Here is a 12,170-nt window from a genome sequence, read left to right as displayed (position 1 = left end):
ACACGGGAAGCCGAATGCTTCCCATGTTTCGCACTATTTTTCCAACTGCTGGATACTAATCCGCTGTGATTCATCAAGCATGGAGGCCTTGGCACGAATACGCGCTTCAAGCTGCGCAATCATATTTTCGTTATCCATTCGCTCGCGTTGACGCACACCATCTTCATAGAAACCGCTTTTCTTGTTGCCACCAGTGACACCCAAAGTGGAAACCAGTGCTTCGCCCGGCCCGTTCACCACGCAGCCGATGATCGAAACATCCATTGGCGTAATGATATCTTCAAGGCGCTCTTCAAGTGCGTTCACTGTCCCGATAACATCGAATTCCTGGCGCGAACATGTTGGGCAGGCGATGAAGTTAATACCGCGAGCACGGATGCGCAAAGATTTCAGGATATCGAAACCAACCTTGATCTCTTCTACCGGATCGGCGGCCAGTGATACGCGCAGCGTGTCACCAATGCCTTCGGAAAGCAGTAAACCCAGGCCAATTGCTGATTTCACCGAACCACTACGCATGCCACCCGCTTCTGTGATCCCAAGATGCAGAGGTTGATCAATCTGCTTGGCCAGTAGACGGTAGGATTCAACAGCCAGGAAAACATCAGACGCTTTAACGCTGACTTTGAATTGATCAAAGTTAAGACGATCAAGATGATCCACATGACGCATTGCCGACTCTAACAGCGCCTGGGGCGTTGGCTCGCCATACTTCTCCTGGAGATCTTTTTCCAGCGATCCGGCATTAACGCCAATACGAATAGGGATGTTTTTGTCGCGGGCGCAATCGACAACGGTACGGATGCGCTCTTCGTTACCGATGTTGCCTGGGTTGATGCGCAGACAATCGACGCCATACTCAGCCACTTTTAGGGCGATACGGTAGTCAAAATGGATATCAGCGACCAACGGGACATTGACCTGCTGTTTAATAAGCTTGAACGCTTCTGCCGCATCCATAGTCGGCACAGATATACGAACGATATCTGCACCCACTCTTTCTAATGCTCTGATCTGATTAACAGTGGCTTCAACATCCGTAGTACGGGTGTTGGTCATTGACTGGACGGCGATCGGTGCCCCGTCGCCGATTGGCACATTCCCGACGTAGATCCGTTTGGATTTTCTACGTTGAATTGGGGCTTCATTATGCATTACAAATCTCCACAATTACGCGTCATGCTGGCTGCAATTATTCAGCACTTACCGTCAGACGTGCAACCTGGCTAGTTCTGATAAAACGACTCAGGTCGACAGGTTTACCCTGGAACTGAATCTGTACTGCCGCCGGAGCACCAATTTTCAACTTATACGGTGCCTGACCGGCTAAATTCAAATTGCCATCTTTACGTTGCATGCCGCTGAACAGTTTTTTACCCGTCGCATCGGTCACTTCAAGCCAGCAATCGGCATTAAAGTTCATCACTAATGCATTCGGGTCAGCCGTCGCCGTTGCAGGTGTAGTCACAGCGGCTTGATCGGTAGGTAAAGTGGCATTCGGCGCAGGCGGTGTTGTGGCCTGCACATTTTCTGCAGGTGCCTGGCTTGGTGACACTACAGCGGAAGAATCTGCTGGAGTGGTTTGCTGAGCCGTTGCTGCCGGGGCCAGATTTTGTGTTGAATCAGTCGTAGGTGCAGATTGCGTCGCAGGCGCCTGCACAGGCTGCTGGGCTGAAGTATCAGCTGCGGATGAATCACTGGTATTCAATGGAACTGATTGAGAATTGCTATTACTCGCTGAAAGTTCAGCTGAGGATTGATCTGCCATCGTCGAAATTTCTTCCTGCTGCGCCTTGTGGTTCTGCCACCACCATGCGCCCGTCAGACCGACAACAACAAACAGAACAAGCCATGTAAAGGTCATTAACCAACCGTCACGTTTCTTACGACGTTTCCCCAGGGAAAAACTTTGCATTGGGGCAACTTTGGCAGCCTTAATCGGCGCCTGTTTTGCCATCATTGGCAACAGTTCTTCTTCAGGGATACGCACCAGTCGTGCATAAGAGCGGATATAACCACGCAGGAACGTTGACGCTAAGTCGGCAGGCGCCTTGTCATCTTCAATATCCCGGACGGTAGAAACCTTCAAGCACAGGCGTTCTGCCACAGCTTGTTGGCTAAGACCGAGTTCTTCACGCGCTGTACGTAGACGTTCGCCCGTGGTTTTTGCTGCATTTGATTCGTGAGTGGCTTCAGTATTCATTAGCTACAACTGCTGGTGCTGTTCGATTGAGGAATTAGGCAGGAGCCTTGTCGCACAGCCTTTCCGCTACGCCACACTCTCCCGCTCCGCGAAACTAATTTTTCTTCTGAAGGGCACCCCTCCAGACAACATAATATTCAGCTCAAACTACATATTCACATAAAAAAACCGCTTTACATGAACGCTTCATCACCGATGAGTTAACCATAGACATCATTTTGAATGTTGTCAGTGGATTGCTACCCACAATGGTTAAATAGCTGCGCCTAAACTATTGTTGTACCGCTACATACTGCCTTAAAGTGCAGTGAAACGCACCGTAATTATTAATCTTAAAGACACTTGCTAAACTTGCATAACTGCAAGATATAACTACGTGTTTTTTGCGCCATACAGCCACATGACTGCATGGCGCTAGTCTGATCAAAATGAATGCTTATCAGACTGCTTTAACATCAATAGGTTCACCTTGCATACGTTTACGTAACGTACGTTTGGTTCGGTCGATAACTTCACCTGCCAACTGTCCGCATGCCGCATCAATATCATCGCCACGTGTTTTACGCACAATGGTAGTGAAACCGTAGCTCATCAGTACTTTTGAGAAACGGTCAATTCGGCTATTGGAACTACGACCATATGGCGCACCCGGGAACGGGTTCCATGGGATCAGGTTAATTTTACATGGCGTATCTTTAAGGCATTCAGCCAGTTGATGCGCATGTTCAGTACCATCGTTGACATGATCAAGCAGAACGTATTCCACAGTGACACGGCCCTGGTTGGCGTTGGATTTCTCCAGATAGCGGCGCACCGCGGCCAGGAAAGTCTCGATGTTGTACTTTTTGTTGATCGGCATGATTTCGTCACGAATATCATCGGTCGGAGCATGCAAAGAGATGGCAAGTGCCACATCAATCATGTCGCCCAATTTATCCAGCGCGGGAACCACACCCGATGTGGAAAGCGTTACGCGACGTTTAGAAAGCCCAAAACCGAAATCATCAAGCATGATTTCCATTGCTGGAACCACGTTGTTGAGGTTCAGTAGCGGCTCACCCATCCCCATCATCACCACGTTGGTGATAGGACGTACGCCGGTTTTCTTTTGCGCACCGATAATTTTAGCCGCACGCCATACCTGGCCAATAATTTCAGAAACACGCAGGTTACGGTTAAAACCTTGCTGAGCTGTTGAGCAGAATTTACATTCCAGAGCACAACCAACCTGAGAGGAGACACACAATGTAGCGCGGTCTTCTTCAGGGATATATACCGTTTCGACCAGCTGATCGGCGATTCTGATTGCCCATTTGATGGTGCCATCGGCAGAGCGTTGCTCTTCAGCAACTTCAGGTGCGCGAATTTCAGCGACTTCTTTGAGTTTGTTGCGCAGAACTTTGTTGATGTCGGTCATTTCATCGAAGTCATCACTGCAATAGTGATACATCCATTTCATGACTTGATCAGCACGGAAAGGTTTTTCGCCCATATCAGCGAAGAACTCTCGCAGTTGCTGGCGGTTAAGATCCAACAGGTTAATTTTTTCTGACTTGTTGGAAACGACTGAAACAGGTGTCTCAGGAGTGACAATTTGCTCTGACATAATTTCTTCCGGCCTCGTTGTTACACGTTACGGCCCCAGGAGGGTTAAAAAGATACGCCCCGGAGAGCAAGCTCATCCGGGGCGTAGCATTGTACAAACTCTATGGCACAGATGCCATGTCTGATAGCGATGTACATACAAATAAAATGTAACGGTCGCTTAACAGATAGTGCTAATGCCCACATCTATTTGGTTTACAGGTATTTCTACCCGCCAACCAACCAGAAAGGACCATTAGCGAGTGCGTGGGCAAACTTCACCTTCAGCGAAGAAATAGGCGATTTCGCGAGCAGCTGATTCTAAAGAATCAGAGCCGTGGGTGCCGTTTTCGGTGAAGCTATCCGCGTAGTCTGCACGCAGAGTACCCGCCAGAGCGTTAGCTGGGTTAGTTGCGCCCAGAATGTCACGGTGACGCTGAACCGCATTTTCACCTTCCAGAACGCTCACAACGATTGGACCGGAAGTCATAAACTCAACCAGGCCGTCGAAGAATGGTTTGCCTTCGTGCTCAGCATAGAAACCCTGTGCCTGTGCAGAAGTCAGGTGCAACATTTTTGCGCCAACAATCTTAAACCCTGCGGATTCAAAACGAGCATAAATATTACCAATAACGTTTTTTGCCACCGCGTTTGGTTTGATGATGGAAAAAGTACGTTCAATAGCCATGATTACCTCTGTGTCTGTTCTGTTTGCCCGGTCCCGTCATTACTCATGCAACGGGAGCGTTAGCTGCCTGCTGCGGGAAGTATTTATGGGATACCCGGTTATGATTTGGCGCCGATTATAATGAGCAAGTCTCGAGTTGCCTATGGATGCAGGTAACATTTTTTTAAAATAAAGCGAACATCGGCAACACTTTTCACCTGAACGCCTAAAAATCACACTATGGCTCTACTGCAAAGTGAAATGAGCAGCAGCAATCTGCCCGGCTTCATCAAGCACCAATACTTGATACTTTCCCGGTTTATCCAGATTTAGCGCGATCCCGTTTTGCTTTTCACTCATCGGCTCACCGTTCAAAAACCACCAGCGATCACCTTGCCCACCCTGCGTACTAAGACGAAGCACTAAGCTTAATTCGCCAGGTAGACGCTTCAAAATAGCGCCCTCACGTACCCCTAACAATAATAAAGGCGTAACTTCATCTTTCTGCTGCGGTGGACATTGTTCCGAAACCGCTGGCAAACGAGCGGCTCTTCTCTCACTGACGGGCAACCAGGGCTCAAGTGGCAACGGCCACAAAGAAATAATATGTCGTGTCGCATTTGGGCAATCCGCCGCCACACGTTTCCCTTGCTCGTCCAGCCAGACCAACTTTCTTGATCCCTGAACGCCTTCTTGTCCCTGCGCATCAAGCGTTGGCGGTTGGCTATCATCCAGTAACCATCCCGATAACCTGCGTCGGCAATTGCTGTCTCCCAGGGCCAGAGTTTGCCCTCCCGGCCAGCAAATTTCGCCCGCAGAAACCGTTGCCGGACGCGGGTCAACAGGCAGGCGTGCCTGCTGAACAGCGGAAGTGGCTTGCAGCATATTATTGACCTGATTTAACAGCGGCACGGCGCTACCTAAACCAAACTGCCCAGCAACCGGCGTGCTATCAGGGCGTCCAGTCCAGATACCAATGAGATAGCGGGGATTTATCCCGATAGCCCACGCATCGCGATAACCGTAGCTGGTACCCGTTTTCCACGCCAAAGGGACTACAGCGGGTAACGTCGCATCCGGTTGCGGCTGGGCTTCACCCGCCAGTACTCGCCTAATAATCCAGGCAGCTCCCGCAGACATCAATGGCCGTTCCAGCAATGGTTGGTCTGGCTGTAAACGCAAATGTGCCGCGCGCCCATGGCGAGCAAATGCGCTATAAGCGGCAACTAACTGATCCAATCGCGCCCCGCCGCCTCCAAGAATGAGCGAAAGATTAGGCTCGCTGTTTGCAGGAAAACGCAGATCCAAACCCACGTTACGCAGTTGTGCAGCAAAGCGTTTTGGCCCATATGCTTCAAGCACTTGCACCGCAGGGAGATTGAGCGAACGTACCAGTGCTTCACTCATACTGACCGGGCCATGAAAACCCGTGTCGAAATTTCCTGGGCGGTAATCACCGAAGCGGCGTGGCACATCCTGTAACAACGAAGTGGGATGAATCAACCCATCGTCCAGCGCCAGGCCATAGACAAAAGGTTTAAGCACCGAGCCTGGTGACCGAATTGCCGTGACCATATCAACATGGCCGAAACGACTTTGATCATTAATATCGGCCGAACCAACCCAACCGCGTACTTCCATAGTGGTGTGATCGACGACCAACATCGCCAATGATGAACGCGCCGGAAGTTGAGCTTTCCAGTTCAACGCCAGTTCTTCCAGTTGGCGCTGTAACGGTGCATCGATAGTGGTAGTTATTTTCTGAGCGTCGCTGCGATTTACCAGATAACGTGAAAGTAATGGAGCTAATTGCGGCATCTGGCGTGTAGTTAGCCAAACGGGTTCTTCGAGAGATTCTTTAACCTGTTGCGGTTCCCAGACAGCTTGTTCGGCCATGCGAAGCAGCACTTTGTCACGTGCAGCTTGTGCCCGCTCAGGCCAGCGGTCTGGACGCAGGCGGCTAGGTGCTTGCGGGAGTACAGCCAATAAAGCCGCTTCCGCATAACTAAGATGCTCAGGAGATTTTCCCAGGTAGACCCAACTGGCCGCGCCCACTCCCTGTAACGTGCCGCCAAAGGGTGCGCGATTCAAATAAAGGGTGAGAATTTGCTCTTTCGAAAGATGCCACTCAAGTTGCAGAGCCCGCCACACCTGGCGGATTTTTCCGCCAAATGTTCGGGGGTGGGGATCCAACAAGCGAGCCACTTGCATCGTCAATGTACTGCCACCCGAAACCACTTTTCCGCTCAGAAGATCCTGGCCGGCTGCACGTAGTATCGAAAGTGGGTTAATACCTGGATGCTCCCAAAACCAGCGATCTTCATAGTTGATCAGGGCTTCGAGATAACGGGGTGAAACATCATTAAGCGTGACCGGATAGCGCCAGATGCCGTTCTCGTCAGCAAAACGCCACAGGGGGGTGCCATCTGCTGCAACCACGACACGTGCAGGATTCGCCTGAGATAGTGGCAGCGGCCAAAGCCGGTCTGCCAGCAAAATCCCCAGACAAAAAATGAGAGGCGCAACGATGAAAAAGTAGCGCCGCCGCCAGCGTAGAGGCTGTCGCACTTGACGAGGCCCGTTACGGATGAATAGTCAGCATGCCAGTGCTGGCTCCTGTTGCCCGCCACTGCGGAACATACATCGATTCCACTTGAGAAACCGGCACCTGATACGTCCCTGGAGTCACCGCTCGCGCCAGGTAAACCAGTGTCGCATGCTGGCTTTCATTGAGTGGCAATGCCGCAACAAAGCGATCATCACGGAATTCCATGTGCTGGATATCCGCCTGTTGCATCTGGCTCAGTAACCCCTGAACCTGATTATCGCTTTCGCTCAGGCTGGCACTGCTTTCTGACAGGTTCTGATTTTCCAGTTCAAGCCCGGCAGGCAGTAGATCGACCACCAGCGCATCAGGCACATTTTTATCCGCCCAAACATCTAACCAGACCATCACTAGCTCACCGCTTTTCAGCTCTGACAACGATTTGCTGTTACCTTTGGCATCCAGGAAATGGCGCTCAATGTGCAACACATTGCTATATGGTGCTGGAGACTGTTGCGGATAACCCGCGCTGTCCAGGCGGAGATAGAGATTGCCCGGGCCAGTGTTAGTCACTTGCAGGCTATTGAGCTGTTCGGCTGTTAAATTACGTGTCATTGATTGCCCACTCGCCAGTGGTTCGTCAGTAAAGGAGACCTGCGCTTGCCAATCTCCTTTCACCGTTTGCCAGTTACGGCCAGCCAGGAAGAGTGCGTTACTTTCCTGTGTCGAAAGCCAGCGTTGGCTAAAGGCGAGGTTAGAGAGATCAGACAGCAAGTTACTTTGCTGGTCTGGCAGCAATTTGTTCTCCTCCAGAAGACTGAGAACCATTGCTTTATCACGCAATTCACTACCGTAATCAGCCATCCAGATTCGCTCGTCACTACGACGGGTTTGCAACCCTAACTTGATAGCTTCTTCGCCACGCGGCGCATCACCCATTAACTTTAACGCCACGCCAAGTTGCACCAATGGCAAACCGGCACGGGCAGAGCTATGGCGCTGCCAAAGATCACGCAACGCTCCAAGAGGTGCTTTTTGCTGACGCGCTAATACCTGGCCTGCATAGGCTTGAATCGCAAATTTACTGGCAGCGGCATCATCGCTATAACGTAATGCAATTAGCCCTGAATCCTGAAGGTAGCGCAGCAGACGCTGATTGGCTTTATTGAGCGAATCTACATTAACGCTGTAACCTTGCTCGCTAGCACGGACCAGGAAATCAGTCACATAAGCCGTTAGCCAGTACTCTTCCGGCCCTTCTTTGTCCCATAAACCAAAGCTGCCGTTATCGCGCTGCATATCGAGCAGACGAGAAATTCCCAGATCGATTGCTGCGCGACGCTGCTCATCAGAGGTTCCTTTTATCCCCAGAGCGGCAAGCTGTGCCTGATTGGTATAAAGCGAAGGGAACAGGCCACTGGTCGTTTGTTCAAGGCAACCATACGGATACGCTTTAAGCTCACGGATATAACGCGCCAGGTTTAGCGGCGGGCGACCACTGAGTAATACCTGTCCTTCAAGTGTTGCAGGAGCTAAACCGGAAATATGTCGCGGCGGAATATCCCACACTTCACCGGGAGCAAGTACCGCACCACTGTTGATACTTTGAGCCGGGAACGGAGGACGCACAGATAAGGTCCATTGTTTTTGCAGGGCTGCAAATGTTTCGCCAGGTAAGTTGACGCCATTGATTTGCGCATTCAGTTGCCCATCACCAAAACCATCCAACGCGCGGACTGAGATAAACAGAGTTTTACGCGCGCCCGGCATCAATTTCACGGTTTGTGATGCCGCTGAGTCCAGCGAAAGCAAGCCGCTGGTGTTCAGGTTTACATTCAGTTGTTGCGGTTGGTCGGTCAGGTTAGTGAGATCCATCGCTAAACGACTGCTATCACCGCTCGCCATAAAGCGCGGCGCAGCCAGTTCCGTCACAAGTGGCGCAGCAACTACCACTTTATTCTCGCTATGACCAAAACGGTCATCGGTCCAGGCTTGCGCCATGACACGCAACTCGCCGTTGAAATCGCCAATAGGGAGCGCAACCGTGCCTTCACCTTTTTCGTCAAGTTGCACTCGCTGAGCTTGTTGGGCAATGATCGTGACGTGGTTAACCGGTTTTTTACCGCCGCGGCTTAATGCATCTCCTTCGTCACCATCACCACCAAAGCGTAATGCGGCTAAGCGCCCTTCCCCTTCAATCACCTGACCATAGATATCGTATAAATCCGCGCCGTAACGTTTACGACCAAAGAAGGCTTCCCACGGGTCTGGGGTTTTGTAGTCAGTAATATTCAGTACCCCGCTATCCACAGCGGAAACCAGCACATTAATTTGCTTCGGCATTTCCCCGTTAATAGGCTGGGTTTTTACTTTCACTGTCAGGTTCTGATTCGGGCGCATTTTAGCGGGGGCTTCTAACGTAAGCCCAAGTCGGCGGCTTTCATCAGCCAGTGGAAGATGCAAAATACCGACTGCGCGTTTTGGTGTTGCCGAACGGCTCTTATCACCAGGCCGTATCACCAACGTGCTCAAATACAGGTCGTGCCGTTGCCAACTTTTATCCACTGGAATTGCGATATCCAGGCCTTTTTCTGGCACATCAATTTCTTTCCACCACAGTGGACCATCGCTGGATTCCACCATCGCGTAGCCTTTTCCCGCCGCTGGGGCAGAAATATGCAGATTAATCGTATCGCCAGGCTTATAAGTTGGTTTATCTATTTTCAGCGTCACGCGGTCTGGTCGTACAGCGCCTTCACCGTCACTGTTGTCTTGCCAACTGTAACCCGCCCAGAAACGCATGCTGCTGAGATTGTTTGTCTCCGGATCACGTACTTCAAGACGGTAGGACCCCCATTCAACAGGGAAAGCCACTTTGCCGGTTTCACCCGCTGCAAGCGTGAGCTTTTGCTCCGCTTCTATGAGGTCTTTCTGGTCATATTGAGACTGCCAGCCTTCACCCTCTTCCCAACTCCAGAAATAATCCCGGCGCTCGCGGATGAGCCGCACATCAAGCCCAGAAACCGCCAGCTTTTCCCCTTTTGCATTGGCATAAACAATGTCAAAACCGGCATTAGTATCTTCATCAACGATAGGTTGAGTACGAGTGCTGTCAGTTCGGTAATCGTAGATCTCTTTGCTGGCGAATTGCGGGCGAATGCCAGGCAGCGCGTCGTCTGGCCAGATAGCTTGTTCAGCACGACGCGTCACTGGACGACCACCCGATTCCAGCAAACTGGTTTGTAGCACCAATCGTAATGGCGAGTGGACATCAGCCCATTGGCTATCGGTACTGACTGTTGTTTTACCTTGCTCATCAAGCTGGAGCTGGACTTCATCGAGATTACGAGACAGGTTTTCTTCGTTTATATCGCCAAACTGGAACCCTGGTAGAGCAGACACCGCTTCACGAAGCGGGCGCAAGAACAGCTGTCCTTGCAGATTGTTACCGGACGCTGGTGCACCGTACAGATAACGACCTGTAATCTGGAAGCTCACAGATTCATCAGGGCTGACGGGATCCTTATTACCCTTGATATTCAGTGCCATACGCTCTGGCATGAAGTCTTCAACTTTAAATGACCAGATACGTGGCTGATTATCGCCGGTATTTACGCGCACCTGCCAGTTGCCGGTTTGCACATTCGGATTCAATGGGTAGCTGAATTGATACAAACCCTTTTCTGGTTGCCAGACTTGCGTTCTGGCGACCTGGCCATCTGGCTTCACCACTTCCAGTTTTACCGGTTGAGCAGGCAGTGCTTTCCCATCGCTATCGCGCAGTAAAGCATTAAGCAGAACGGTTTCACCCGGACGATAAAGATCCCTTGGGCCAAACATAAAGAATTGCTTAGTGAACCCGGCATCTCCGGCAATATCGAATTCAGCCAGGTCCAGTGCCGGGCGGCTCAAATCCAGCAACGTAGTTTGTTCTGTAGTACGCGCGAGTAATAACGTCCCTTTGCCTGGTTTTTCAAGCGTAGCGTGGCCATCACCATCGCTCTTCGCTTGTGCCAGGGTTTGTCCTTTTTCATCAAGCAGGGAGATTTCCACACTGGACTGTGCCGCACCATTTTCCAGGCTTTGGGTGAAGACATCTAACCGGTCATGGTAGCGGTGTACGGACACCCCGATGTCGCTTAACGTAAACAATGTTGCCGCATTGCTATAACTGTAATGACCGGCCTGATTCATAATCGCGATATAGACGCCAGGTTGTTGCAGCGGTTTGATTTCACCTAGCGGTAGCAGCAGTTTTTCACGGGTATTGCGCGCAGGATTGAGGTCAAACCTGCCGCTGTAAACCAAATCCGCAAGCTTGAGCAAATTGTCAGATTCCCAGTTAGAGACTGAGTTTCGGTATTGCCACTGGCTGATGAATGAGCTTAACGATTCGCTTTTTATCCGGTAAAAATTGACGTCAATTTTATCGACGTTGAGCGCCATCACCGGTAAACCTGCAATCACTTTGGTTGGCAGCAAGGAACCCCGGCTGGCAAACCCAACGCTCGGTTGAATGTCACGTGTCGAAATTTGTTTCTCGAAGGGGCTGTCAAAAGTTGTTTTATTGAGAGCAAGCAAACCGCTATCAACCGTCAGTATCAGTTCACGTTTAGGCTCAAGATGGCGCAAACGTAATTCTTTTAGGTCAGCTGAAAGTTCCCACGCGCCGTCCACTTTACCGCTGGTCTTATCCACCAAATGAGCCACGCGGGAGAAGTCTTGATTGGGATCGAGTGGAATGGAGAAGGTGAGGACCAGCGTGGCTGCGCCATCAAGCTGAACCTCGGAGGCATCCAGCAATTTCAACGATTTGCCAGCGGAATCCTTCGCTAACTTTTCAAGTTGTGAGGCGTCCGGTTTTGCCGCTGGAGCCGCACTTTGCTGGGCCGCACTATCGCTTTTCGCCACCGGCTGAGGTTTGTCGTTATTGTCGCACCCTGAAAGGGCCAAAGCCGCCACTAGCGTCACCGCCAGCGCACCCAGACGCATTGCTCTCATGTTTTATCCCTGGCCGATACGGCCCATTAGCCCACAACGTTGTACATGTATTATGCGGGTACATTAAAAAAACGAAAGTATGAAAACTCTGCATTGCGCGTTTTCTCGCAAAGGAAACATTGAATTGTGCAACTGTTACAACTGAAATTCTGTTGCAAAGTGGAAGCGCG

The 12,170-nt window shown here is 50.8% G+C and carries 6 protein-coding genes; all 6 read right to left on the bottom strand.

Annotated features, from left to right (window positions below; all coding sequences use genetic code 11):
• Positions 1 to 33: 33 nt before the first annotated feature.
• The 6 genes from ispG to RHD99_RS05820 all read right to left on the bottom strand — a co-directional run bounded on the left by ispG (position 34) and on the right by RHD99_RS05820 (position 12,000).
• Positions 34 to 1,155: a flavodoxin-dependent (E)-4-hydroxy-3-methylbut-2-enyl-diphosphate synthase gene (gene ispG / locus RHD99_RS05845; protein WP_183270190.1), complete on the bottom strand. Its 1,122-nt coding sequence runs from the start codon at positions 1,153 to 1,155 to the stop codon at positions 34 to 36.
• A 37-nt stretch (positions 1,156 to 1,192) separates the two neighbouring features.
• Entirely contained in the window at positions 1,193 to 2,203 is a 1,011-nt protein-coding gene (gene rodZ / locus RHD99_RS05840) for a cytoskeleton protein RodZ (RefSeq protein WP_183270191.1), read from the bottom strand.
• 439 nt (positions 2,204 to 2,642) lie between these two features.
• Complete coding sequence (gene rlmN, locus RHD99_RS05835) at positions 2,643 to 3,809, bottom strand: dual-specificity RNA methyltransferase RlmN (RefSeq protein ID WP_270143701.1); 1,167 nt, start codon at positions 3,807 to 3,809, stop codon at positions 2,643 to 2,645.
• 234 nt (positions 3,810 to 4,043) lie between these two features.
• A complete protein-coding gene (gene ndk / locus RHD99_RS05830; protein WP_183270193.1) occupies positions 4,044 to 4,475 on the bottom strand; it encodes a nucleoside-diphosphate kinase in 432 nt (143 codons plus the stop codon).
• Between the two features lie 225 nt (positions 4,476 to 4,700).
• Positions 4,701 to 6,983, bottom strand: a complete 2,283-nt coding sequence (gene pbpC / locus RHD99_RS05825) for a peptidoglycan glycosyltransferase PbpC (RefSeq protein ID WP_374708474.1) — start codon at positions 6,981 to 6,983, stop codon at positions 4,701 to 4,703.
• Positions 6,984 to 7,035: 52 nt separating this feature from the next.
• Entirely contained in the window at positions 7,036 to 12,000 is a 4,965-nt protein-coding gene (locus RHD99_RS05820; RefSeq protein WP_309877895.1) for an alpha-2-macroglobulin family protein, read from the bottom strand.
• Positions 12,001 to 12,170 lie beyond the last annotated feature (170 nt).

This window comes from Buttiauxella selenatireducens (assembly GCF_031432975.1).
Classification (GTDB): Bacteria; Pseudomonadota; Gammaproteobacteria; order Enterobacterales; family Enterobacteriaceae; genus Buttiauxella; species Buttiauxella selenatireducens.
The sequence above is the reverse complement of the archived record's forward strand: the minus strand, read 5'-3'. Positions and strand labels throughout refer to the sequence as shown.

Coding starts and splice junctions, on each gene's coding strand:
- ispG (WP_183270190.1), bottom strand. CDS start 1,155: ATGCATAATGAAGCCCCAATTCAACGTAGAAAATCCAAACGGATCTAC.
- rodZ (WP_183270191.1), bottom strand. CDS start 2,203: ATGAATACTGAAGCCACTCACGAATCAAATGCAGCAAAAACCACGGGC.
- rlmN (WP_270143701.1), bottom strand. CDS start 3,809: ATGTCAGAGCAAATTGTCACTCCTGAGACACCTGTTTCAGTCGTTTCC.
- ndk (WP_183270193.1), bottom strand. CDS start 4,475: ATGGCTATTGAACGTACTTTTTCCATCATCAAACCAAACGCGGTGGCA.
- RHD99_RS05820 (WP_309877895.1), bottom strand. CDS start 12,000: ATGAGAGCAATGCGTCTGGGTGCGCTGGCGGTGACGCTAGTGGCGGCT.